We start from the raw sequence: 23,599 nt of genomic DNA on the forward strand, positions 1-23,599 counted from the left end.
AGTCTCGGTGCCTTGGCCGGGGCCGGCGTCGCGCTGCATTGCAGACAGTGTCATCTTTATTGTCGGTGCGTCCTGAGATGCTGTGGGTATGGACAGCAGGACAGCTTACAGCAGGACAGCGTGGAGTGCGGAGAGCAGGGCGGCCGTGGAGGCCGTCGCCGCGTCCGCTGCCGCGCTTGCTGGCCTGATCGGGGCCGGCGCGGACCGCTCCGATCCGCCCGGCGCCGACCCGCTGCGCGACGCCGATCCGCTGCGGAGCGTGGCGGACGGTTGCCTGGACGGGCTCGCCGAGGCGGCCCGGCTGGAGGCCCGGACCGCGGCGCTGAAGGTGCGGCTGGCCGCGGACTACGCGCGGGCCACCGGGGCGCTGGCGCCGCCGGCGGCGTCCCCGCCCGAACGCACGGCCCATGCCATGGCCATGGTCGCCGAGGTCGCCTGTGTCCTGACCGTCAGCGAACGGACCGCCGGCGCCCTCCTGTCCGATTCCCTGGCGCTGACCACGGCGCTGCCGCTGGCCCTGGCCGCGCTGCAGGCCGGGACGATCTCCTGGCAGCACGCCCGGATCATCGTCGAGGAAACCTCCGGCCTGGAACCGGCCGCAGCGGCCGGGCTGGAGGCGCACTTCCTGGACCCCGGCGCGCCCAGCCCGGCCCGCGGCTGCCCGGCCGGGGACCTCATCCCGTCCCGGTTCCGGGCCAAGGCACGCACCTGGCGTGAACGCCACCACCCGGTCAGCATCGAACAGCGCCACGCCAAGAGCGCCGCGGACCGGCGGGTCGATTTCGCCCCGGACCGGGACGGCATGGCCTGGCTTTCGGCCTATCTCCCGGCCGACACCGCCGCGGGGATCTGGGAACGGACCACCGCCGCCGCCCGCGCCCTCCAGGGCCCGGACGAGGCCCGGAACCTCTCCCAGCTCCGCGCCGACGTCGCCGCCACCTGGCTCCTCACCAACGAAATGGCCGACGGCGGCACCGGCCTGGGCGGAACCGGCGGAATGGCCGACGGCGCGGCCGGCCTGGGCGGGGGTGGGGCCGGGGGTGGTGTGCCGTCGCCGCGGGCGCAGGTGCTGATCACCGTCCCGGTCCTGTCGCTCCTGGGCGCCGGCGAGGAACCGGCCACCCTGGACGGGTACGGGCCGATCCCGCCGTCCATGGCCCGCCGCCTGATCACCGGCGGCGCGGACTCCTTCTACCGGGTCCTGACCGACCCCCGTGACGGCGCCCCGCTGGAAATCGGCCGGAGCAGCTACCGTCTGACGAAGGCCCAGCGCCACTGGCTCCGGCTCCGCGACGGCAAATGCCCGTTCCCCGGCTGCGGCAACCACTCCCTGGACAACGAGGCAGACCACCTCCTGGCCTGGGCCGACGGCGGCACCACCGGCATCTCCAACCTGGGCCAACCCTGCCCCAGGCATCACCGGCTCAAACACGGCTCCGCCTGGCAACCCACCCGGGCCGGCAAGGACCACCCGCCGGGCTGGATTTCACCGTCCGGCCGGCACTACCCCAGCGAGCACCAGGACTGGGAACCACCCCACTGGCCACGCAATATCCCGGCCGCAGACACGCTCCCGGACCGCAGCCTGCCCACGGGCCCAGGACTTCGTCCGGACCCGGCATTCACCGGGGACCCTGGCCAGGAAACCGGCCAGGATCCCGGCCGGGAACCCGACCGGGATCCCGAACCGGACCTGCCCCCGGACCCCTTCCCGGAATGGCACCAATTCACCGCCGCGCACCCACTACCGTCGGTGGACACGGACAATCCGGGCTGGTCAGTACCCCGGGGCAGCCCCTCCCCGGAATCCGGCCTACTTCAATGCGTCTGAGTGACGAGTTGTGTGGTGCCTGGTGCTGAGAGTCAGCGATTCGTCGCGCGAAGGACGCCGCAGCCGCGACTGCTCTGTTGAGCAGGATGGCGGCCAGCGAGAATCGCTGGCCGCCATCCAGTACCTGACCCAGGCAGTTCAGGAGTAGTCGTAGAACCCCTTGCCGGACTTGCGTCCGAGCTCGCCTCGCGCCACCATCTCGCGGAGGATCCGTGGTGGGGCGAACCGTTCGCCGAGCGTTTCGTGCAAGTATTCGGAGATTCCGAGGCGGACGTCCAGGCCCACGATGTCCGTGGTGCGCAGTGGTCCGGATGCGTGCCGGTAGCCGAGTTCCATGGCGGCGTCGATATCCTGGGCACTTGCCACCCCGTCTTCCAGCATTCGCATGGCTTCCAGTGCCAGTGCAACGCCCAGACGCGAGCTCGCGAAGCCGGGTGCGTCGTTGACCACTATTGGGGTCTTACCCAGCCCGCGCACCCAGTTGGTAGCGGCGTCCGCGAGTTCAGGGGCGGACTGTGGGCCAAGGACGACTTCCACCAGCGTTGACGCCGGGACCGGATTGAAGAAGTGCAGCCCGCAGAGCCGCTCCGGCCCGCGCAGTGAGGCGGCCAGCCGCGCGACGGACAGCGAGGACGTGTTGGTGGCAATCCAGGCATCCGCGCCAAGGTTGCTCTCAGCATTGAGCAACGCGTCCTGCTTGAGCTTGAAGTCCTCGGGAACGGCTTCGACAACAAGGCCCGCGCTGCCGAAGTCGACGGCGTCCGTCGAGACCGCAAACCTGCTGAGGAGCGAGTCAAGATCTTCGGTGACGGCAGCCCTCTCAATGGCTTTGGCCAGTGTGCCGGTGACGCGGTCGCGGGCAGCTGCGGCGGCTGAAGCATCACGTTCGACGACGGTCACCGCCGCTCCGGCGACAAGGAAGGCGTGCGCGATGCCGGCACCCATCCGGCCTCCGCCGAGGACGCCTACGTTCTTAGGAACGCCCGGGGATTCTGGTTGTGACGTGGAAGTGGAAATGGTCATGTGCTGGTTCCTTTGTGTTTTTTTCGGTCCAGAAATGCCTGCATCCGCTCAAACTTTGCCTCTGATTCAAAGAGGATGCCTTGGGCGAGTTCGTCAATGGCCGGGTGTGCGGATCTTGGTGCATGGAGGACACTCTTGGTGAGGCGGACCGCGAGCGGATCCTGGGACGCGATCCGGGCCGCGAGGGCGAAGGCTGCGGGGATCAGCTGGTCTGGTTCATGCAGCTCGGTGACGAGCCGGACAGCCATCGCCTCTGCGCCGTCGAGCACTTTCCCGGTGAGCAGTATTTCCTTGGCCAGGGGCTCGCCCACGAGTTCCACGAGGCGCCAGCCGGCGCCTGCGGCAGCGAGGATGCCGAGCCCGGTTTCGGGATTGCCGATCTTTGCCCGCGGTGTGGCGATCCGGAAGTCTGCCGCGTAAGCAAGTTCAGCGCCGCCGCCGAGCGCAAAGCCGTCAATCGCAGCGATCACAGGCATTGGCAGCCTGGAGATTCGCTGGAAGAGACCGGAATTGATGCCGGCCAGGGCATCATTACGGCGCCGTTCCCGGAGTTGGGCGATGTCCGCACCGGAAGCAAAGATGCCGCCGGAGGGGAGTTGCGCCCCGGAGAGGATGAGGATTTTGGGATTCCGCTCCAAATCCGCGCATAAGGTGTGCAACTCGTTCACCATGAGCTGGTCCATGGCGTTGCGGACTTCTGGCCTGTTGAGTTCGACATGGACGGTCGCGCCGGCGTCGTGGATCTTGATCGTCTTCACTAGCCCACCATGGCACCGCTGATTACTCAGCGTCCAATACCTAATGAGTGCTCAATTATTGCGGAAAACTAATAGATGTGGAGTTGAGGCGTGAGCGCCCGAGGCCGACTGCCATTGATCCATAAATCACATTGATCATGCGGTTAATAAGTATTGGACTGCATAGCCGGAAGCTGGGATCGTGATTGCTAAGACAAGGACGTACCTGCAGAAAGAGTTCCGGATCATGAGCAACTACGCGACCATCAACCCGGCAACCGGAGAACGCGTTGCCGAGTTCCCGACACTCACCGACGAGGAAGTGCAGGACGTACTCAAGCGCTCCTTCACTGAATACCGTAACTGGCGCTCAACGCCGCTGGCCGAACGGGCCGCAGTGTTGAGCCGCGTCGCGGAACTGCACCGTGAACGATCCGAAGAACTCGCCGCCCTGCTGACCCTGGAGATGGGCAAGCCGATCGCCGAAGCGCGCGGCGAGGTTGCCCTCGTGGCCTCGATCTACGCCTACTACGCAGACAACGCCGAGCGCTTCCTCCGCGATGAACCGTTGGAGATCAGCGGACCCGGCTCGGCCGTCGTCCGCACCGAACCGATCGGACCGCTGGTCGGGATCATGCCGTGGAACTTCCCCTACTACCAGGTCGCCCGTTTCGCCGCACCCAACATCGTGCTGGGGAACACCGTGGTCCTCAAGCACTCACGCAACTGCCCGCAGTCGGCACTGGCCATCGAGGCTGTCTTCCGCGACGCCGGGCTTCCGAGCGATGTCTATATCAACGCGTTTGCCACAAGCGGCCAGATTGCCACCATGATCGCCGACCCGCGGGTGCAGGGCGTCTCCCTGACAGGGTCCGAGAAGGCCGGATCCGCCGTCGCGGAAATTGCCGGCCGCCATCTGAAGAAGTATGTGCTGGAGCTTGGCGGCTCTGACCCGTTCATCGTGCTGCCGGATGCTGATTTGGACAAGGCCGTGGCCGGAGCAGTGGCCGGTCGGATGTACAACGGCGGCCAGGCCTGCACAGCGTCCAAGCGCTTCATCATTGTCGGTGACATTTACGACGAGTTCCTGCGCCGCTACACCGACGCCATGTCCAAGATCGCGCCGGGCGATCCGACCGATGCGCAGACGACCTTCGGGCCGCTGTCATCCCGGGCCTCCGTCGACGAAATCGCCGAGCTGGTCCAGGATGCAGTTTCCAAGGGCGCGACTGCCGTCACGGGTGGGGGCGCCCCCAACGGATCAGGCGCTTACTACCCCGCAACAGTTCTCACTGGTGTGACGCCGGAAATGCGGGCCTATTCGGAAGAGATCTTCGGCCCCGCCGCCGTGGTCTACCGGGTGGACTCTCCCGAAGCTGCCGTTGACCTGGCCAACGACTCGCCCTTCGGCCTCTCCAGCTCCATCTTCACCACCGATGTTGAGGCCGCCCAGCGGCTTGCCGAACAACTGGAGACCGGAATGGTCTGGATCAACAGCATCAGCCGCAGTGCCGCTGACCTTCCCTTTGGCGGGGTGAAGCGTTCCGGCGTCGGCCGTGAACTGGCGCAATACGGCATCAACGAATTCGCCAACAAAAAGCTCATCCGGATCCCGGCTGCTTAGGCCGACGACGGCGAGAAGGAATACGAGGAAATATGAATCAGGCTTTTGTGTACGACGCCGTCCGGACCCCGTTCGGGAAGTTCGGTTCGGGCCTGGCCGGGGTCCGGCCGGATGATCTTGCCGCGCACGTGATCCGGGAAGCGGTGAAGCGCGCCCCGGGGCTGGACGTGGAGCGGATCGACGAGGTGGTGTTCGGCAACGCCAACGGCGCGGGCGAGGAAAACCGCAACATCGCCCGGATGGGCACCCTGCTGGCCGGGCTGCCGGTCTCGGTCCCGGGCACCACGGTCAACCGGCTCTGCGGGTCCTCGCTGGACGCGGCGATCATCGCCTCCCGGCAGATCACCACCGGCGACGCCGAGCTCATGCTGATCGGCGGCGCCGAATCCATGTCCCGCGCCCCCTGGGTGCTGCCCAAGACCGAGAAACCGTACCCGGCCGGGGACCTCACCCTGGCCTCCACCACGCTAGGCTGGCGGCTGGTGAACCAGGCCATGCCGAAGGACTGGACCATCTCCCTGGGCGAGGCCACCGAACGGCTGGCGGAGAAGTACGGCGTGACCCGGCAGGCGCAGGACGAGTTCTCCGCCGCCTCCCACAACCTCGCCGCCGCGGCCTGGGACGAGGGCTTCTACGACAACCTCGTCGTCCCGGTCCCGGGCACGGACCTGGTCCGCGACGAAGGCATCCGGGCCGGGTCCTCGGCCCAGAAGCTCGCCGGGCTCAAGACCGTGTTCCGCACCGAAAACGGCACCGTCACCGCCGGGAACGCGTCCCCGCTCTCCGACGGCGCGTCCGCGGCCTGGCTGGGCAGTGAAAAGGCCGCCGGGATCCTGGGCCTGGAGCCGTTGGCCCGGATCGCCGGGCGCGGCGCGCACGCCAACGATCCCCAGTACTTCGGCTACGCCCCCGTGGAGGCCGCGAACAAGGCCCTCGCGAAGGCCGGCATCGGCTGGGACCAGGTCGGCGCCGTCGAACTGAACGAGGCGTTCGCCGCGCAGTCCCTGGCCTGCATCAACGCCTGGGGGATCGACCCCGGGATCGTGAACCGGCACGGCGGCGCGATCGCGATGGGCCACCCGCTCGGTGCCTCCGGCGGCCGGATCCTGGGCACCCTGGCCCGGTCCCTGCAGGCCTCCGGGCAGCGCTGGGGCGTCGCCGCGATCTGCATCGGCGTCGGCCAGGGCCTCGCCGTCGTGCTCGAAAACGTAACTTCTGGCGTGAAGGGCTGAGCCGTTCCGGCACTGGCGGTTGGACACCGGGAGGTCCAAGCTTTAACCATTCGGCCGGAGCAAGATACGGGCCGCCCCGGCAGTCTGGGGAGGCACGTTGAGTGCGAGGAGAGAGACCATGGTTGACACGGCAGCACGGACTCTCCGGGCAGGGGCGCGGAACGATCTTGTGACGGAACTGCTGGGCATCTGGCTCCTCCTGGCCGTCTTCCTGGACGGCTGGGCCCACATGCACGTTCCCGGGCTGGAAACCTTTTTCACTCCCTGGCACGCGGCGCTCTATTCGGGCCTCGTGGCCACCGCCGCGTGGACGGCAAGCGTGATCTGGAGGAACCGTCAGCCTGGGAGGCCGTTGACCCGGGCGGTTCCGGCGGGCTACCAGGGCACGGTGATCGGACTCGCCCTCTTCGCAGTCGCCGGCGTTCTGGATCTGGCCTGGCACGAGATCCTGGGCATCGAAGTCTCCCTCGATGCTCTGGTGAGCCCCACACACTTGCTGCTGGGGTTCAGCCTCTTCCTCATCCTCGGCACAGGTATCCGTAGTGCGCGGGCCGCCAGCGGCTCAGAGGCCTTCAAATGGTCGCCGCCTGCGGTACTGTCGCTCGCCCTGCTGACCGGACTGGGCTCCTTCTTCCTGATCTACCTCTCGGCCTTCGTCCGGACCCCGCCGGCCGTCCCATATCTACAGACGCCGATCGGGAGCCCCGGGCACACCCAGGCTGAGCTGCCCCCGGCCCTCGGACTGGCCAGCTATCTGGTGACCACAGCGCTGATCATCGCCCCCTTCCTCTACACCCTCTCCGGGGCCCGACGGCCGCCTTACGGCATAGCCACCATCCTGGTCGCCGTGGTGGCGTGGCTGCCCCTGGCCATGTCGGGGCTGCGCCCGGCAGCGGTCGCCGGTGCGGCCGGGGCCACGATAATCGCGGTCGTGGCGGACCTGCTGCTGGCCCTACGGGCGGGGCCGTGGCTGAGACGCCGGTTGCCTGCGGTCACCGCAATACTGGCGGCACTTATCTGGACGGGCCAACTGGCCGGCATCGCCCTGGCGTCATCGATTCAATGGCCCGTGTCGATGTGGCTGGGAGCCGTTGTGCTCAGTGCGGGATTGGCTGCGGCCCTGGCCTTCCTCAGCTCTTGGAACACCAGAAGCGTCCCGGGGCCGGCAGCGCTGCGATGACTGACATACGCGGCAGCGGCCCCGGGGCCGGCAGCGCTGCGATGACTGACATACGCGGCAGCGGCCGGCGACAGGCGTAGCGCAGTTGAGCACGAATGCCGAACCGGCCGGGGGTGCGAGGCGCCGCCCCTGCATCGTTGGGGGACTCTGCAGGGACGACGCACCCTTCACGCTACCTCGGGATACCGGCGCGTGGGCCGGACCGAGAAAGTCTTAACGTTTCCCTAGCGTGCCTGTACCGCCCGGGCTTCCCTGCCAGGGGCGCCTGATCTCTACTGTTCCCGGCGCCCGGAGTGGGCTATTTTGGGGATAAGGGAGAGTGCCCGGTGGCCGGTTTGTTGCCGACGGATGCGTCCGGCCTCGCCATCGAGTAAGGAAGCCCGCCGTGGCCTACAACGTGGCCCAAAAGCTCATCGCATCCCACCTGGTCGCCGGAGAGATGACGCCCGGGGCTGAGATTGGTTTGCATATCGATCAGACCCTCACCCAGGACGCGACCGGGACGCTGGTCATGCTTGAACTGGAGGCCCTCGGTCTCGACCAGGCACAAACAGAAGTGTCCGTGCAGTACGTGGACCACAACCTGTTGCAGGCCGACAGCAGGAATGCGGAGGACCATGATTTTCTCCGCTCGGCCTGCCGCCGGTTTGGCCTGTGGTTCTCGAAGGCCGGAAACGGAGTCTCCCACCCGACTCATATGCAGCGGTTCGGCGTCCCGGGCAAAACCATGGTCGGCTCCGACAGCCATACCCCGGCCGCAGGTGCACTGGGGATGCTGGCAATCGGGGTCGGCGGGACCGAGGTAGCCCTGGCAATCGCGGGGGAGCCGCTCTACCTGAAGATGCCGGAGATCTGGGGCGTGAGGCTTACCGGCAAGCTGCCACCGTGGACCAGCGCCAAAGACGTCATTCTCGAAATGCTGCGCCGGCACGGCGTGAAGGGCGGCAGGGACCGGATCATCGAGTACTACGGTCCCGGCCTCGCCACCCTGAGTGCGATGGACCGGCACGTGATTGCCAATATGGGCGCCGAACTCGGTGCGACGAGCACGGTCTTCCCGGCCGACGACCAGGTCCGGGCCTTCCTGCGCTCCGAACAGCGCGAGGGCGACTTCACCGAACTCCTCGCCGATTCCGATGCCACCTACGACGTGACCGAAGAGGTCGACCTCGCGACGATCGAGCCGCTCATCGCCCTGCCCAGCTCGCCCGGCAACGTCGTTCCGGTGCGGGAGGTCGCAGGCAGGGCAGTGGCGCAGGTGGTGATTGGGTCCTCAGCGAACCCGGGCCTGCGCGACTTCGCAATGGTCGCCGCAATCACGAAGGGGCGGCAGTGCCACCCCGGATTGTCTTTCGACGTCAATCCGAGTTCCCGACAGGTCCTGCAGGACCTCACCAAGATGGGGGCCACGTTTGATCTGATCAGCGCCGGAGCCCGGCTGCATCAGACCGGATGCATGGGCTGTATCGGTATGGGCCAGGCCCCCGCGAACGGAAGCAACAGCCTGCGCACGATGCCCCGCAACTTTCCCGGCCGTTCGGGCACGAAGGAGGATTCGGTCTACCTGTGCTCACCGGAGACGGCCGCCGCGGCCGCGCTCACCGGAGTTGTCACCGATCCGCGGGACCTGACAGAGCTCTTCGACCTCGAGTATCCCGAGATCGAACTTCCCGGGGTGTCGAGCGTGAACCTGTCAATGCTGGAGAGTCCGTTGGCGCCGGAGGAAGCCGGCAAAGTGGAACTGGTCAAGGGCGACAACATCTCCTCGCTTCCGGTCTTCGGTCCCCTCGCCGACCGTATCGAGGCGCCAGTCGCCTTGGTTGTGGGCAACGATGTCTCGACGGATGAGATTCTGCCGGCCGGAGCGCGCGTTCTGCCCTACCGCAGCAACATCCCCAAACTCGCCGAATTCACCTTCGACCAGGTCGACCCCACCTACGCCGCCCGCGCCGCACGAACCCGCGACTCGACAGGCCACATCCTGGTCGGCGGCACCAACTACGGCCAGGGATCCTCACGGGAACATGCAGCGATCACTCCGCGCTTCCTCGGGCTGCGTGCAGTGGTGGCCGTCTCGTTCGCGCGGATCCACTGGCAGAACTTGGCCAATTTCGGCGTCCTCGCACTCGAGTTCACGAATCCCGCCGATCACGACCGTATCGAACAAGGCGATGTGCTCCTGCTGACAGGCATACATGACGCCCTCGTCACAGGCACGGAGATCCTGGTCCAGAACGAGACCCGCGGCGAGGTCTACCCTGTGCGGCACAGCCTCTCCAATCGTCAGGTGGACATGCTCCTGGCCGGTGGCCTCATCCCCTGGCTGCGTGAACGGAGAGCGCGGGACGCCGCGGCCCGGCCTAGCGCGTGAGTGCCCGGCTGCCATCGCTGCGAACGGCGGCAGGAGCTGCCCTCCGGGGTATCCGGGCCGGTTGAAGCTCCTCAGGGGAGTTGCCTTTTAAGAACCCCGCTGGCTAGGGAGCACTGTGCTCGCTGGCCGTGACTTCATCCTGCGGCCGCGCGTTACGGGCCGGTGGTGAAGCTCCAACGAGTGGTCTGGAGGGGATTGCCGCCAGCGTCGAGGATGCCGCCATACAAACCGTTGGTCAGCGTGGCGGTGTACTTGGTGTTGGCGGCCAGCGTATCGTTCGGGTTCAGCGTGGCTACCCGCGTAACGGCGTTGTAGGAGAACGCCTCAACCGGGATCATGGCGTTCGTGGTGGCGTTGCGCAAGTCGAAGTGGTTACCGGTACTGGTGCCGGCGACGGCTTCGCTGAAGGTTGCCGTGATATTCGCAGTTCGGGCGAGCTTCGATCCGTCCGCAGGTGCGGGCTGAAGGGGATTGATTCCCCGTGTGCGCACAGGCATGCCCCTGACGCAGACGTTCAGCCCGTCGAGTTGCACAGGACGCTACGGGCGGAGACTTGGAGAAATCTTGGGCCCGACATCGGGCCAGACGGTACCAGCCCGTACCAGGGGTGTCCGGTATTCCGGGTGGCGGGGTGCTGTGGCCTCGCCCGCCCGCCGGGTGGATGATGATGGTGACGTGATGAAGCATGGGAGCTCAATTGTGGGACCGACTGCTGCTGACGAGGATGGGTGATCCGCGGTGAGCGGATGGCCGCGGCCGGACGAGCCTTCCGGCGACATCACCCTCGTACTCGATCAGCGCAGCACCCTCGATCCGAAGGCTGACCTCCGCGATGGGTTGTCTGCCGTCGCCCGCCAGGGGCCCCACCTTTGGGTCGCCAATGATGAGACGACCAGTCTCGAGCGGCTCACGCTGGAGGACGGTGACCAGGCTCGCGCCCATCGCAGCTTCGATCTCACCCAGGTCCTTGAGCTGCCTGGAGACAAGGGCGAGTTGGACATCGAAGGACTCGATGTCGAGCGTGACACGCTGTGGCTGGTCGGATCGCACAGTTCGGCCCGCAAACAGGTCAAGAACAACTCCACCCCCGCGGAGGCGCAGAGATCCCTGGCGACGGTGGAGGTCAGCCAGCGCCGTCGGGTGTTGGCCCGGCTTTCGACTAAGACCCTGCTAGATCCCGATGAGGTTCTCCTCGATCCGGGTGGCAGCCCGATGGGTCAGCAGCAGCGCCCCGCCGTGCTGGGCCTCGGCCGGGGCGCGGACTTGGTGGATCTCCTGGCCGATGACCCACACCTTGGAAGCTTCATCCAGTCCTCGAAGACCGGTCGCCCGATCCCGGGCAAGGACAACGGCATTGACTGCGAGGGCCTCGCCGTAGCGGGCGACCGGGTGTTCATCGGTCTGCGCGGGCCGGTGCTGCGCGGGTGGGCGATGCTCATAGAGCTCCAGGTTGGTGACGGGGCCGGCCTGGAGCCGCAGCCGATCGGTCCCGGGAATCGTCGCTACCGCAAGCACTTCCTTCGCCTGCATGGCTTGGGCGTGCGGGATCTGTGCCGTCACGGGGAGGACCTGCTCGTGTTGGCGGGACCCACCATGGAGCTCGACGGGCGCGCGGCCGTGTTTCGCTGGCGGGACGCGCTGACGTCGCAGGCCGAGGCTGTCCTGCCGAAGGACGACTTGCAGTGCGAATTTGACGTGCCGTTCGGTGAGGGCGAGGACCATGCCGAGGGGATCGCCGTTCTCGACGACGGCAGGTCGGCGTTGGTGTTGTATGGGTCGCCGGCCGGAAAGCGCAAGACAGGACGCCATGGGATCAAGGCCGATATCTTCCGGCTCAGCAAGTAGGGACCAGCGCCGCCACGGTGCCGCGGGGTTGAGGGCCTTCCTATTGCCCGCTGCCCACTTCTACTCCCGGCCCACTGTTCCGAGCCAGGCCTGCAGGAGAGGAACGACGACGTCGCTGTGCATCGCGCTCAGGTGATCGAGTGCGGGGAGTACTTGCACGTCCCACCCGGCCTCGATGAGCTCGCGCTCGTGGGCAGCAAGAGGTTCGCCGATTCGCACCGTCACGTCTCCCCAGCGCGGTCCGTAAACGATTTGATCGGCGGAGCCGGCGAACGCAAGCCGCGGCAGATCCGGCGCCACGCCAACAGTTGAATCGTCGAAGTCTTGGAGCGCTTCGTAGAGCGTGAGGAACTGGCGGGTTTGTGCTTCGTTGGTCTGTATTGTGGCGGCATCCCAGTCGCCGGGTTCCACTGGGAGGTTCACCGCCGGGGGATGTTCCGAGGATCTGGCAGCCGCCGCGTGGGCCGCCTGCGTCACCGCCAGCATGCTTTTGTAAGGGCCTTCGAGCGGTGGGAATCCGCCCATGATGAGCGCCCAGAGTCGATTTGTGCGGATCGCCAACTGCAAACCGCACAGGGCCAGCCAGGAGTAACCGTAGTATCCGAAGGTTTCGGCGTGTGCCGCATCAGCGATAGCCAGGAAATCGGCGGCGACGTTCTCCGGGGTGAGGGTATCCGGCGCAGGGTGCGCCATCCGGTGCCCCTCGTAGTCGGCCGCGATTACCCGATAAGACTGCGAGAGAGCCGACACAAGGTTCGGCCCGAGTTCAGGGTCCGCGCCCCACTCGAGCATTGTCTGGGCTTCCGACGCGGAACGCGGCCTCAAATCCGCAGGGATGAGCAGCGCACGGCCGTCGCCGCTCACCAGGATGGGTATTGCCGTGCCGTCGTGCAAAAGGGCCTCAGCCATGTGGGCCACAGGGATCCTCCTCATTGGTACTGCACCGGTGGACAAAGTCTGCCACCGCGGCGTGCAGTCCGGAACGCCCTGGAGCCTGGCGGTCCGACGCGCCTGCTCTGGCGCCCACCGGCTCAGGACGCGAGAATGGGGTCGTGCTCGCCCCTGATCGAACCCCAAGGGAAGGACTTTCATGACGCTGTATCAGCCTGAACCGGTCGAAATCTCAACGAGGATGCGGCCGGGGGAGTGGACCGAGGAAAGCCTGATTGCCCTGGAGGCGTCCTATCGCGAACAGCTGTTGCGCATGGGGGCTGCCGCCTCCGAGATCGACGTCGTGATTGACCGCGACGACGGCGGCGGGGTCAGCGTGGTGGCGTCCTGGCTGAAGCCGGACGTCGCGCAGGAGCTGACGGAAGTGGTGGACGATACCGGTCTCGTGGCCATGGACCCGGACGCCGGGTCACTGCGGTCACCGGCCCGCGACGAGTCCGAGCCCCGATAACCTTCTGGGCGTGTTGGAGGCTCCTGTAGGGTGGTGATCCCCAAGCAACTCTTCCATCAGAGTGGAGCTTCCATGGCACCCCAGATTTCCGGCGCAGTCGATAAGAAATTGTTCGGACTCTACCTTTCGGACCACCTCGCGGGGGCCACAGCGGGGCAGGGCCGCATAGAGCGCATGGCGCGCGACTTCACGGACACTCCCTTCCACACCGAACTTGCGGCGCTCGCCACCCAGATCCGGGAAGAGCGGGAGTATGTACGCGGACTGGTGGGGGATTTTGGCTTGCCGCGGCGAACTCCGCGGCGGGCGGCGGCGTGGGTCGCCGAGCGTGCCGGCCGACTCAAGCTCAACGGGCGCGTAGTGAGCCGCTCGCCGACGACGCTGGTGCTGGAGTCCGAGCTCATGCGGTCGGCGGTCATGGGAAAACTGGGGCTGTGGCAGACGCTGCACGACCTCTCCGGCGATCTGGGACTGGACGGGGCCAGGTTCGACGGACTGGCCACGAAGGCACGCGAACAGATCGCGACCCTGGACCGGGTCCATGAGTACGCCCGCCGTCGGTCGTTCTACACGAACCAGGGCAGCTGAGCAGGCCGGGCCGCTTCGGCTCGATCGTTCGCGTTATGCCCCCAGCCTGATTTGCTCTGGCGCGTGCCGGCAGGGGAGACGAGAATGGGCTCGTGCTCCCTCCTCGCCCCGGCGGGGACGGCGATGTGATGAACGCCGCCGCCCGAAAGATTCAGCGCATCTATCTGACGTTGACGCTGGGCAATACCCTTGCGGCCTCGTTCATCTGGGGGATCAACACCCTCTTCCTGCTGGATGCCGGACTCAGCAACCTCGAGGCCTTTGCCGCGAACGCCTTCTTCACGGCCGGCATGGTGCTGTTCGAGGTGCCCACCGGGGTGGTTGCCGACGGTTGGGGGCGCCGCGTATCGTTCCTGCTCGGAACCGTGACCCTGGCCGTCTCGACCTACTTCTACTACCTGCTGTGGCAGTTTTCCGCCCCGTTCTGGTGGTGGGCGGTGGTCTCGGTCCTGCTCGGCCTGGGCTTCACCTTCTTCTCTGGAGCGGTCGAGGCCTGGCTCGTCGATGCGTTGCGCTTCTCGGGGTATGAAGGCGGGATGGAGGCCGTGCTCGGGCGGGGCCAGATGGTGTCCGGCGTCGCGATGCTCGCCGGCTCTGTGGCCGGCGGCGTGATCGCGCAGGCCACCAATCTGGGCGTGCCGTTTCTGCTGCGCGTGGGCGTGCTGCTGGCCATGTTCGCGGTGGCCTTTGCGCTCATGCACGACGTCGGATTCACCCCCGAACGCTCGACCCATCCTCTTCAGGCAACCCGAGCTGTGCTCGCCGCCTCGATCGAGAACGGCCTGAAGAATCCGCCCGTACGGTACGTGATGCTGGCCGCGCCGTTCAGCGCCGGCGTCGGGATCTATGTGTTTTACGCCCTGCAGCCATACTTGCTCAATCTGTTCGGGGATCCTCACGCGTATTCCGTCGCAGGCCTGGCGGCGGCCATCGTGGCCGGAGCGCAGGTGGTTGGCGGCTGGATGGCGCCCCGCGTCCGGCGCCTCGTCCGCAGACGCACCACCGTGCTGATCCTGAGCAGCATCCTGGGTGCTGTGATCCTGGCGGTGCTCGGGTTCACCCAGGTGTTCTGGGTGGCCCTGGTGCTGTTGGCGCTCTGGGCGCTGGTAGCGTCGGCGGGCATCCCGGTGCGGCAGGCGTACTTGAACGACATGATCGCCTCAAAGCAGCGGGCAACAGTGCTCAGCTTCGATTCGCTCATGGGCTCAAGCGGTGGCGTGGTGGTGCAGCCGCTGCTCGGTCGTGCGGCAGATGTGTACGGCTACCCGGCCTCGCTGGCGATCGGCGGCGCGATCGAGTTGATCGCAGTGCCCTTCCTGCTGGCGAGCCGCCGGCAGCGCAACCAGGCCGATCAGGCCAACGCCCCGACCAGTTCGACGAACACCGGATCCCAGCCAGCGTAGGACGCTTTCCGGTATAACACTTCGGCTGGGCGCCTTACTTGGTGAGGCCTTCCGGGCCTACAGTTGGGCGTGTAGAACCGTCGACAGGAGCGCCTCAGTGATTACCCTGCAGATCGAACACCAGGTCCGGGATTTTGCCATGTGGCGGCGGGCTTTTGACAGTGATCCGCTGGACCGCGCCGCGTCGGGCGTGCGGTCATACCGGATCTCGCGCCCGATTGACCAGCAAGACTATGTGATGCTCGAGATGGATTTCGATACGCAGGCGGCTGCAGTGGACTTCCTGGGCCGGCTGCAGAACGACACGTGGAAAACTGGTGTGACAGCTCCGGCGCTGGTTGGTGAGCCATCGACCAGAATCATCGAAACGGTCGCCATCGAGAACGTGGGCGCCCCCTAAGCGCGTCCTTCGTTGAATGGTCTGCTCCGGCGAGGCCATTACCTGTGGGCGCCTGGCAGCCCGGGTGGAGTGGCAAGGTGCTGTTCGCGGTCCCAGAGGTACCGCAACAGGGCGGTTTCCGGGTCCCAGGGATGCTCTTTGAGGTGACTTCGCAGAAGGACCCGGTGTTCCTCCAGTTCCGGCCCGGCGCTGTTGAGGAGGCTGTCGATGATTTCGAGCACCTGCAGCCGCAGGGACGTGCCTGCGTACGCATCGGACGCGGTTCCGGAGGACGACGCCGGTGGCGCCACACCGTGTCCTTCAGAGTCAGCATGCCTGGCACCGAGGTCCCGGGAAGCGGCCGGCCTGGCGGCCGCCTCCCGGGGTCCGGCGGCAGGATGGTTACTGGACACGGACGGCAAAGCCGGTTGCGGTGCCGCCCAGTGGGGACTCAACGCTCACGCTCTGACCGGCCCGGCCGACAACAGTCGAAGTAACTCGTAGGGCGAACGATCCCGTGGCGTCCACGACGGCCGTACCCAGGACGGTTCCGTCCAATCCGCCGAGGTGTACCGTTACCGCCTGGCCGGCCGGGATGGAGCTTGTGCCGTCCACCCGCCATTCGCGCTTGCTGGCCGTGTAGCGGGCGGAGGTAACCGCCACCGTGTCCGCCCGCGGGGTGACCGTCACCTGGGCGTCGCTTGAGGATCCGTCAGGGCTTCCTACCGTCAGCTTGAAGGTCAGCGCGCCTGAACTCGCAGGGAACTTGTAGAGCGGGAACGTAAACGAGGGACGGGCGGAAGTGTCACCGGCGAGGGTGGCCCTGGGATCGCCCGGGCCCACAACCTGTGTCCAGGAATAGGTAGCCGCACCGGTAGAACCGCTGCCGTCCAAGGTGACCTTGGTTCCGCGTTGCACGCCTTGTTGGTTTGGTCCGGCGTTCGCCGCCGCCGGGACGGAGGCCGTGACCGTCACGGTGACAGTTGCCGTGCTGGGCCCGCCCGGCCCGTTGACCGTGAGGGAAAAGACGTAGTCTCCCGGCGCGGGTGCCGTGAAGCTGGGCCGGGCCGCGTTGGGATCGCTCAGGACAATTCCGGTCGGGCTGGTCCACGAGTATGTGGACACCGGACCGCTGGAGGCGGACCCGTCCAGGTCGACCTTCTGACCTTCGTGGACCGTTTGGTCGGCGCCGGCCTGGGCCGCCACTGGAATCGGAGTGCGGGCGCTGCCCGTCACCTCGACGGGCAACACCACTTCGCCCTTGCCGTCGGACCGAACGGTCACAGAAACTGGGGGAGCCGCGAGGGGGCCCGAGGCCAGGGAACCCGATGCGAGCTCGCCGAACCCGAGGGCGGTCAAGGTCCGCCCGCCCGCTGTATCGCTGGACACGGCTTCGATCGACAGAACAGCGCTGTCGGTGTTGAAGGTGGCCTTGCCGCTGACCCTGTCAACCACGTCGATCTTCTTCGCCGACGCCGGAACGTCGCTCGAGTTCGTGACAGTGACCGTGGCCGGTGGCTGGGGTCCGTCAAAAGCGATCCTGGCGAAGTACTTGCCGCCGGATCCCTCCAGCGCCGTCGGGCTGAAGACCGCGCCGGAAGCGGACGAGTCAGAGAGCTGAATTGATTGGGGTCCGGATTCGCTGGATGCGAAGACATCCACCGTCCCTGAGTTGAGCGATGACCGGGAATACGTCGCCCGCTCCGGGGCCACACCGCTGTTGGTCGCGAGCTTTCCCTGCACCGTGAAAAGGTCGGTTTCTACGCAGTCCGCCACCGGTCCCGGAACCGAAGGGCATGCATCCGTGGTTCCCGGATTGATGCCAGGACCCTCGATGCGGAAGATATTGGACCCGTACGGGCTGCCCGTGATCTTGTGGGGGGTGGTGCCATCGCCGACGTACGTGGCCTTGCCGTTGGCATCGGGCTTGAGGGCGGGATCGGTCGGGTAGGTATCCCAGGTCAGGAACGGTCCGATCCTTCCACCCAGGGCGCCCGAGAAGTCTCCCTTTCCGCCGATGCCGATGTCCTCAGTGTCGAAGACGATGCCCGGCTTCGACGTCCGGACGGTCTTGGTCCCCGCCGGCGTGGTGAACTTGTAGTCAACCCCGTCCCTGACATTCGTGATTTTCAGCCGAAGCCGGGCAAAGGTGACCTGGTCGCCGTCGGCAACCGGCCCACTGCCGAATGCCTGCTCGAGCGCAATCACGGCGAGCGCTTTTCCACCGCCTGCTGTGTCCATCGTGCCGGTGGTCAGCGAGTAGAAACCCTCATCCGGGTAGTTGTCCGGGAAGGACACCGGCGCGGTTTCATCGGGCAGCGCACCGCGGGCCGGGCACAGCGGATCGGCCTGCGCGATGCACTTCTCCAGTCTGAGACCGGTATGGTCGCGATACCAGACCGGGTAGCCGTCCGTCGCATCCACGGGGCCGGCCTCCGCGAGTCCGGGCCCGTTGACTCCGGGAGGGCCGACGGCGGCCGAGGCCAGGCCAGCCAAAGAGACGACCGCGAAAATCGCCATAAGGAACGCAAGTATTCGTTTCATCACGACATCCATCCTGTGCTTTTTCGCCCCTCCGCCCTGGCGGGAGGAACAGGGTGCGCCGGCCGGCGCACTTGTGAGCGTCACGGTATGGATCGGGACTTGTAACAATCCTGTGATGAGGCGAACCTGCTGCCGCGGGCCGGTGCCCGGACGCCGCGGGTTCCAAGGGTTTCCCTAGGGCACTCCGGGGAAGCTAGTCCACATGTCAAAGGTAGCCACGCTTCAGCGCGCGAAAATCTTCGTTCCGGTAGTCCTGCTCGTCCTTGTAGGGGCCCTTGTTGCCAGCGTCGTCACCGCTGCTCCGCGAAAACCGCCCTCCCCGTTGGGCGCCTCAGCAGGCATCACTGGGGGACTGGCGCGGATCAACGGCGTCGTGCCGGTCGAGAGCGGCGGAGGGCTGCCTACGGCCGCCTCCGCCGCGCTCGCCGATCCACCCTCCGAGGGGCTTCACCGGGTTTGCCTGCTCGTGGAGCTGACGGCGCTGGAAGCAGGCGGCCTCTCCTATGATCCCGCTGACTACTCCGTGTCAGGCCTCGGAACCGGGACGAGGAAAGCGATCTGGTTTTCTCCCGGCCCCGCGAACGTCCCCCAAGGGCAAAGCCTCACCGCCACGCTTGTGTTCGAGCTTCCGGACCGGGCCATCGATCTGATGCTGGAGCTGCCGGGCGGGCCGGGGCTGTCTTTGGGGGCGGCGCACCACCGGGGACGCGGCTGACTACCTGTCGCAGATTGGCCGTAATGCCCGGAAAGATGAGTAGCGGATACTCGTGCCGAGGTTGGCTCGATGGAAAAAACTGGGGAACATTAATTCCGTCCGAAATGCAGGTCTGCCATGCTCCCCACCCCGACCCAAGAGAGTGCCGGTCCATCAACCACGGGGGACGTGTTGCCACAGTGCGTCCTCGAAGTCCGACTTCTCGGTCCACTGCGAATCCGGCGCGGCGCCGAAGTCATCGATGCCGGCGAGCTTGGCGGCCCCAAGCCCCGGCAAGTCCTTGAAATACTCTTGCTCAATCTCGGCACGCCCATATCAAAGGACCGCCTCATCGACGTGCTGTGGTCCGGGCGGCCACCGGCAGAGGCGCTGCCGACGCTGGAAAGCTACGTCAGCGTCCTTCGGCGACGTGTGCAGCCCGGCCAGGGCAAGTCCGGTCCGCTGCGGACCGTCACGGGCGGCTATGTCATGGATCCCGCCCTCGTAGACCTGGACGTCGGCCGCTTTAATGACTTACTTCGCCGGGCCTCGAGGTGCGAGCCCGGCGATGCCCTGGAGCTCCTGCAGGAAGCACTGGGCATGGCATCCGCGCCGTTGCTGGGGGATGAGCTGACGGCACCCTGGGCCGAGGAAGAACGGGACAACCATGAGCACCGGGTCTGCAGGGCCCGGGCGCAGGCCGCCGAATTGGCGCTGTCGCTGCATCAGCCCGAGCGCGCGGTCCACTGGGCAAGGGAGACCCTGGAAAGTGATCTTCTCAGCGAGAGCGCCTGGTCCTCCCTGGTCCTGGGGCTGGAGGAATCAGGGCAGCCGCTCGAAGCGCTGAAGGCCTTTGAACAATGCAGGCGCACACTGCACCAGGAAATGGGGTGCACCCCGGGCGATACCCTGCGTGCCGCGCACACGCGCCTCCTGCGGCTGACCGGCGGAGCCGTAATACCGGCTGCCGCAGCTCCCGCGGGCCAGGCATCCGCCGCGGGCACCCCCGCCGGCGAAGCAGGAGCCGGCGAGGCCACCCTGCGGATCCTGACCATCGATGACCACAAGACTTTCACCGAACTGCTGACGGGCGCGCTGGACCGGGAACCGGACCTTCGCAGCGTTGGCTCCGCGGCTTCCGTGGCCAGCGGCGTACAGATGTGCCGCGAACTGGAGCCCGACGTCGTTGTCATGGACTATCACTTGCCGGACGGCGATGGGCTGTCGGCCGCGGCCGACATCCTGGAACACCGCCCGGATACCCGCATCATCATGCTGACAGGCGATCCGTCCCAGGATGTCCTGCGGCAGGCGGCGGGCATCGGAATATGCGGGTTCCTGCCCAAGGACGGCTCGTTGGCCACGATGCTCGACACTCTCCGGCACGCCCGGGCAGGAAACATGGTGGTGCATCCCTCGTTGGTGGCGCAGATCGGAGCCCCGCCCGCTGTGAGCGCCGGGTTCCCTCCTGGACCACCCCTCAGCCCCCGCGAGCTGGACGTTCTGCGTTTGATGTCCGAGGGGCATGAGGTGCGGATGGTCGCCAACAGCCTGGGCATCTCGATCCGCGCCTGCCGCGGCCACGTCAAAACCATCTTTTCCAAACTGGGCTCGCACACCCAAAGTGAAGCCATGGCTGAGGCTGAAGTCCGGGGCATCCTGCGCGTGAAGTCCGATGTCCAGGCCTTCTGAACCTGAGGATGGCACTAAGCCGGATCACCTTCGGGGAACAGCTGAACGCTTCCTGGTCCGGGCCGCCGTGGCGAAATTCCTGCTGATGGGCTTTCTTGCGTTGCTGATTGTGGCGACTCCGGTTGCATTTTGGATCCGGGCCGAGGCGGAGCGGCACGCCCTGGACAATGCCCTTCTCCTCACCCAACGCGTGGCGGACCTTGCCATTAGACCGCTCGTGAACCAGGACCTGCTCGCCAGGGACAGATCCGCGCTGGACGCACTGGACAAGGCCTTGCAGCCATGGCGAAACGACGCCTCGGTGCTGCGAATCAAGGTGTGGGACAGCAGTGGCCGAGTCGTGTATTCGGACATTCGTTCGCTCGTGGGACAACGCTTCGACTTGCCCGACTGGGGCCGGGACCTCTTGGCCGGGGGGCCGGGGACGGCTTCCCTGGAAAGCCAGCAGGAACTGGAGAATGAGTACGAGCTGGCCTCGGGAGAACTCGTGGAGGTCTACGTCAGTTCCTCGGCCACCGACGGTACACCACTGATCTTTGAGGCCTACTACGACGACGACCCGGTGCGTGACGAGCAACAAGCAGTCCTGTACAGCATGATCCCGCCCCTGCTGCTCGCCCTGGCGGCACTGCAGCTCGCCCAACTGCCCCCCGCCATCCGGCTGGCCCGCGGCATCCAGGACCATCAGGTATCCCGGAACCGGTTGCTTAAGCGCGCTGTTGAGGCCTCCGACCTCGAGCGGCGCAGAATCGCCCGGGACCTGCACGATGAAGTGATCCAGGACCTCTCCGGGCTGGGCTATGCCCTTGAATCAGAAGAGCTCCACGGCCCACTCGAGCAGCGGCCGGTCCTTGGCGGAGCCCGGACAATACTGCAACAGAGCGTCCGCGCCCTGCGGGCCATGACGCAGGAGCTGTATCCGCCCGATCTTGAACAACTGGGGCTGCGGACATCTCTGGAACGGCTCGTGGAGCCGCATCAGGAACGCGGCCTCACGGTGCATCTGCTGATCCCGGACGACGTCCCGCTTGGCCGTGGTTCGTCCGCGCTGTTATACCGCGTGGCCCGGGAAGCACTCTCCAACAGCGCAAAACACTCCGGTGCAACCACTGTGGTGCTCTCGCTGCGGACAGACCAACACGGCGCCGAAATAAGCATTTCGGACAACGGCAAGGGCTTCGACACCTCACATGGGTCCGCCGAGGGCCATCTTGGCCTGCGGATACTCCAGGACACCATCCGTGAAGCGGGCGGAGCATTGGAAATTCTCAGCGTCCCAGGCGCAGGAACCACCGTGACAGCGCGGCTGCAACCGCGTCTTGCGGCGGCCCGCTGACTCGCACGCACGTTCACAGGCTTCTCCCAAGGTCGCGGAATCGGTCTCAGGCTATCTCCAAGCAGGTTCCTGCAAAGTCTGGTAGACGAACACGAAGGAGACCGGCCATGTCCATTTCACGTCGTCAGGTTTTGTTGATCGGGGGCCTGGGTATTCTCGGAGCCGGTGGCGCCATGTTGCCAACCGGTTCGGTCGAAGCCAAGTCGGCCAGCCGCATAAGTTCCAGCGACATGCCGAAACCATTCCAGACGGCATTTGTCCAGGCACCGGTACTTCAGCCCTACGCCTCGGGTACAGACTCCGCGGACGGCCTGCCCGTCAACTATTACAAACTGACCCAGAAAGCCGCTAAGGCCAACATTCTGCCCCGGCTGAGCACTCCCATCCTGGGTTACAACGGCTCGTTCCCTGGACCGACGATCAGCCTGGATCAGGGCACCAAAGCCGTACTGAGGATTCGGAACCAGCTGCCGGCCGAGCATGCGCTGGACGGACACGCCCTGTCCACGTCCACCCATTTGCATGGTTCTGCTTCGAAGCCGCAATTCGACGGTTACGCCAGCGACATCACGCACCCGGGATTCTACAAGGACTACCACTACCCCAACTTCCAGCCGGCACGCACCCTCTGGTACCACGACCACGGCGTCCACTTCACGGCCCTGAATGCCTATTCGGGGCTCGCCGCGCAGTACCACTTACACGATCCCGTGGAACGGCAGCTCCTCCCGCAGGGCAACTTCGACATCGCGCTGACGGTCAGCGATGCCATGTTCGCCGCGGACGGTTCCCTGGGCTATGACGACAACAGCCACTCTGGGCTGTGGGGGGACGTGATCCTCGTCAACGGCAGGCCCTGGCCGGTCATGAAGGTGCAGAAACGTGTCTACCGATTCCGGATCCTCAACGCTTCCATCTCGCGCTCCTTGCGGCCCACGCTCAGCACCGGTGATCCGGTCGTGGTGGTGGCTACCGACGGCGGCCTGGTCCCTGTGGCCAAGACCGTGGGCAACTGGCGCCATGGTGGAGCGGAACGGTACGAGATCCTCGTCGACTTCCGGAAATACAAGGCGGGGCAACGGATTGAACTCCGCAACCTGTCCAATAAGAACAACGTGGACTACGACTTCACCAACAAGATCATGGCCTTCGACGTCACGGACGAGCCGGTGGACACCTCGGACCCCACGTGGAACCGGATCCCGACCACCCTCGCCACCAGCGAGGCCATGTCGCTACAGCCAGGGCAATCCGTGAAGACACGCAAGTTCCGGGTCAAACGGAACGACTCCACCAACATGTGGACCATCAATGACGACAGCTGGCAGGACGTCATCGCCAGCGGCTACAAGAAGGTCATCGCCGATCCCGACCTCAACTCCGTGGAAATCTGGGAGATCGAGAATAGGTCCGGCGGCTGGTTCCATCCCCTCCACATCCACCTCGTGGACTTCCAGATCCTCAGCCGCAACGGGGCGCCGCCCCTGGCCCACGAGCGCGGCCCAAAGGACGTGGTGTACGTCGGGGAGGACGAGACTGTCCGGCTCCTGATGAAGTTCACGCCGCACCGGGGCCTTTATATGATGCACTGCCACAACCTGCCGCATGAGGACCACGACATGATGGTCCAGTTCCGGGTGGGCCTGACGGAAAGCGACTGGGACGCGGACGATCCCATGACGGCGGCGAAGGCTGCCTGGGACGATGAGCGGGATTGA

Annotated in this window: 20 protein-coding genes; 14 read left to right on the forward strand and 6 right to left on the reverse strand. The window is 66.1% G+C overall.

Features of this window, described 5'->3' with window-relative positions; translation table 11 throughout:
- Positions 1–88: 88 nt before the first annotated feature.
- On the forward strand, positions 89–1,831 hold the full coding sequence (locus MRBLAR12_RS01190; protein WP_364742832.1) for an HNH endonuclease signature motif containing protein: 1,743 nt from the start codon (positions 89–91) through the stop codon (positions 1,829–1,831).
- A gap of 138 nt (positions 1,832–1,969) precedes the next feature.
- Here the strand turns inward: MRBLAR12_RS01190 and MRBLAR12_RS01195 are convergent, their stop codons facing one another.
- A complete protein-coding gene (locus MRBLAR12_RS01195; protein ID WP_364742835.1) occupies positions 1,970–2,854 on the reverse strand; it encodes a 3-hydroxyacyl-CoA dehydrogenase family protein in 885 nt (294 codons plus the stop codon).
- A complete protein-coding gene (locus MRBLAR12_RS01200; RefSeq protein WP_364742837.1) occupies positions 2,851–3,612 on the reverse strand; it encodes an enoyl-CoA hydratase/isomerase family protein in 762 nt (253 codons plus the stop codon). Before MRBLAR12_RS01200 ends, MRBLAR12_RS01195 begins: the two co-directional genes overlap by 4 nt.
- A gap of 181 nt (positions 3,613–3,793) precedes the next feature.
- Between MRBLAR12_RS01200 and MRBLAR12_RS01205 the strand changes: the two genes are divergently transcribed.
- The 4 genes from MRBLAR12_RS01205 to MRBLAR12_RS01220 all read left to right on the forward strand — a co-directional run bounded on the left by MRBLAR12_RS01205 (position 3,794) and on the right by MRBLAR12_RS01220 (position 9,998).
- The gene (locus tag MRBLAR12_RS01205) at positions 3,794–5,215 is read left to right on the forward strand and encodes an NAD-dependent succinate-semialdehyde dehydrogenase (protein WP_356815817.1); all 1,422 of its coding nucleotides are present in this window, start codon (positions 3,794–3,796) and stop codon (positions 5,213–5,215) included.
- 32 nt (positions 5,216–5,247) lie between these two features.
- The gene (locus MRBLAR12_RS01210) at positions 5,248–6,447 is read left to right on the forward strand and encodes a thiolase family protein (protein WP_364742840.1); all 1,200 of its coding nucleotides are present in this window, start codon (positions 5,248–5,250) and stop codon (positions 6,445–6,447) included.
- A gap of 118 nt (positions 6,448–6,565) precedes the next feature.
- Positions 6,566–7,627, forward strand: a complete 1,062-nt coding sequence (locus MRBLAR12_RS01215; protein ID WP_364742843.1) for a hypothetical protein — start codon at positions 6,566–6,568, stop codon at positions 7,625–7,627.
- A 385-nt stretch (positions 7,628–8,012) separates the two neighbouring features.
- Positions 8,013–9,998 (forward strand): aconitate hydratase, encoded by a 1,986-nt coding sequence (locus MRBLAR12_RS01220; RefSeq protein ID WP_364742846.1) that lies wholly within the window; start codon positions 8,013–8,015, stop codon positions 9,996–9,998.
- A gap of 152 nt (positions 9,999–10,150) precedes the next feature.
- On the opposite strand, the gene MRBLAR12_RS01225 is transcribed toward MRBLAR12_RS01220, so the two are convergent.
- On the reverse strand, positions 10,151–10,495 hold the full coding sequence (locus MRBLAR12_RS01225; RefSeq protein ID WP_364742849.1) for an Ig-like domain-containing protein: 345 nt from the start codon (positions 10,493–10,495) through the stop codon (positions 10,151–10,153).
- Positions 10,496–10,736: 241 nt separating this feature from the next.
- Between MRBLAR12_RS01225 and MRBLAR12_RS01230 the strand changes: the two genes are divergently transcribed.
- Complete coding sequence (locus tag MRBLAR12_RS01230) at positions 10,737–11,843, forward strand: DUF3616 domain-containing protein (RefSeq protein WP_364742852.1); 1,107 nt, start codon at positions 10,737–10,739, stop codon at positions 11,841–11,843.
- Positions 11,844–11,903: 60 nt separating this feature from the next.
- Here MRBLAR12_RS01230 and MRBLAR12_RS01235 read toward each other — a convergent pair whose 3' ends face one another.
- Positions 11,904–12,752, reverse strand: a complete 849-nt coding sequence (locus MRBLAR12_RS01235) for an alpha/beta fold hydrolase (protein WP_229995299.1) — start codon at positions 12,750–12,752, stop codon at positions 11,904–11,906.
- Positions 12,753–12,933: 181 nt separating this feature from the next.
- On the opposite strand from MRBLAR12_RS01235, the gene MRBLAR12_RS01240 reads away from it, so the two are divergent.
- The 4 genes from MRBLAR12_RS01240 to MRBLAR12_RS01255 all read left to right on the forward strand — a co-directional run bounded on the left by MRBLAR12_RS01240 (position 12,934) and on the right by MRBLAR12_RS01255 (position 15,636).
- A complete protein-coding gene (locus MRBLAR12_RS01240; RefSeq protein WP_229995298.1) occupies positions 12,934–13,245 on the forward strand; it encodes a hypothetical protein in 312 nt (103 codons plus the stop codon).
- A gap of 72 nt (positions 13,246–13,317) precedes the next feature.
- Complete coding sequence (locus MRBLAR12_RS01245; protein WP_364742855.1) at positions 13,318–13,833, forward strand: hypothetical protein; 516 nt, start codon at positions 13,318–13,320, stop codon at positions 13,831–13,833.
- A gap of 128 nt (positions 13,834–13,961) precedes the next feature.
- Positions 13,962–15,236 carry an MFS transporter gene (locus MRBLAR12_RS01250; protein WP_229995309.1) on the forward strand — a complete coding sequence of 425 codons (1,275 nt, stop codon included), beginning with the start codon at positions 13,962–13,964 and terminating at the stop codon, positions 15,234–15,236.
- 97 nt (positions 15,237–15,333) lie between these two features.
- Positions 15,334–15,636 (forward strand): hypothetical protein, encoded by a 303-nt coding sequence (locus tag MRBLAR12_RS01255; protein ID WP_229995296.1) that lies wholly within the window; start codon positions 15,334–15,336, stop codon positions 15,634–15,636.
- Positions 15,637–15,674: 38 nt separating this feature from the next.
- Here MRBLAR12_RS01255 and MRBLAR12_RS01260 read toward each other — a convergent pair whose 3' ends face one another.
- Together MRBLAR12_RS01260 and MRBLAR12_RS01265 are read right to left on the reverse strand one after the other, a co-directional pair.
- On the reverse strand, positions 15,675–15,926 hold the full coding sequence (locus tag MRBLAR12_RS01260; RefSeq protein ID WP_364742858.1) for a hypothetical protein: 252 nt from the start codon (positions 15,924–15,926) through the stop codon (positions 15,675–15,677).
- A gap of 91 nt (positions 15,927–16,017) precedes the next feature.
- On the reverse strand, positions 16,018–18,159 hold the full coding sequence (locus tag MRBLAR12_RS01265) for a PKD domain-containing protein (protein ID WP_364742860.1): 2,142 nt from the start codon (positions 18,157–18,159) through the stop codon (positions 16,018–16,020).
- Positions 18,160–18,361: 202 nt separating this feature from the next.
- On the opposite strand from MRBLAR12_RS01265, the gene MRBLAR12_RS01270 reads away from it, so the two are divergent.
- From MRBLAR12_RS01270 to MRBLAR12_RS01285, 4 genes are all read left to right on the forward strand, one after another.
- Positions 18,362–18,874: a hypothetical protein gene (locus MRBLAR12_RS01270; protein WP_364742863.1), complete on the forward strand. Its 513-nt coding sequence runs from the start codon at positions 18,362–18,364 to the stop codon at positions 18,872–18,874.
- A gap of 117 nt (positions 18,875–18,991) precedes the next feature.
- A complete protein-coding gene (locus MRBLAR12_RS01275; protein ID WP_364742866.1) occupies positions 18,992–20,545 on the forward strand; it encodes a response regulator in 1,554 nt (517 codons plus the stop codon).
- A gap of 85 nt (positions 20,546–20,630) precedes the next feature.
- Positions 20,631–21,881: a sensor histidine kinase gene (locus MRBLAR12_RS01280; RefSeq protein ID WP_364742869.1), complete on the forward strand. Its 1,251-nt coding sequence runs from the start codon at positions 20,631–20,633 to the stop codon at positions 21,879–21,881.
- Between the two features lie 230 nt (positions 21,882–22,111).
- Positions 22,112–23,599, forward strand: coding sequence for a multicopper oxidase family protein (locus MRBLAR12_RS01285; protein WP_364742872.1), 1,488 nt, complete (start codon positions 22,112–22,114; stop codon positions 23,597–23,599).

It is taken from the genome of Arthrobacter sp. LAR12-1-1.1, assembly GCF_040676555.1.
Classification (GTDB): Bacteria; Actinomycetota; Actinomycetes; order Actinomycetales; family Micrococcaceae; genus Arthrobacter.

What these genes read in the sequence shown, in the direction of transcription:
- MRBLAR12_RS01190 (WP_364742832.1), top strand. Translation starts at nt 89, where the DNA reads ATGGACAGCAGGACAGCTTACAGCAGGACAGCGTGGAGTGCGGAGAGC.
- MRBLAR12_RS01195 (WP_364742835.1), bottom strand. Translation starts at nt 2,854, where the DNA reads ATGACCATTTCCACTTCCACGTCACAACCAGAATCCCCGGGCGTTCCT.
- MRBLAR12_RS01210 (WP_364742840.1), top strand. Translation starts at nt 5,248, where the DNA reads ATGAATCAGGCTTTTGTGTACGACGCCGTCCGGACCCCGTTCGGGAAG.
- MRBLAR12_RS01215 (WP_364742843.1), top strand. Translation starts at nt 6,566, where the DNA reads ATGGTTGACACGGCAGCACGGACTCTCCGGGCAGGGGCGCGGAACGAT.
- MRBLAR12_RS01225 (WP_364742849.1), bottom strand. Translation starts at nt 10,495, where the DNA reads ATGCCTGTGCGCACACGGGGAATCAATCCCCTTCAGCCCGCACCTGCG.
- MRBLAR12_RS01235 (WP_229995299.1), bottom strand. Translation starts at nt 12,752, where the DNA reads ATGGCTGAGGCCCTTTTGCACGACGGCACGGCAATACCCATCCTGGTG.
- MRBLAR12_RS01240 (WP_229995298.1), top strand. Translation starts at nt 12,934, where the DNA reads ATGACGCTGTATCAGCCTGAACCGGTCGAAATCTCAACGAGGATGCGG.
- MRBLAR12_RS01245 (WP_364742855.1), top strand. Translation starts at nt 13,318, where the DNA reads ATGGCACCCCAGATTTCCGGCGCAGTCGATAAGAAATTGTTCGGACTC.
- MRBLAR12_RS01250 (WP_229995309.1), top strand. Translation starts at nt 13,962, where the DNA reads ATGAACGCCGCCGCCCGAAAGATTCAGCGCATCTATCTGACGTTGACG.
- MRBLAR12_RS01265 (WP_364742860.1), bottom strand. Translation starts at nt 18,159, where the DNA reads ATGAAACGAATACTTGCGTTCCTTATGGCGATTTTCGCGGTCGTCTCT.
- MRBLAR12_RS01270 (WP_364742863.1), top strand. Translation starts at nt 18,362, where the DNA reads ATGTCAAAGGTAGCCACGCTTCAGCGCGCGAAAATCTTCGTTCCGGTA.
- MRBLAR12_RS01275 (WP_364742866.1), top strand. Translation starts at nt 18,992, where the DNA reads ATGCTCCCCACCCCGACCCAAGAGAGTGCCGGTCCATCAACCACGGGG.
- MRBLAR12_RS01280 (WP_364742869.1), top strand. Translation starts at nt 20,631, where the DNA reads ATGGGCTTTCTTGCGTTGCTGATTGTGGCGACTCCGGTTGCATTTTGG.
- MRBLAR12_RS01285 (WP_364742872.1), top strand. Translation starts at nt 22,112, where the DNA reads ATGCCGAAACCATTCCAGACGGCATTTGTCCAGGCACCGGTACTTCAG.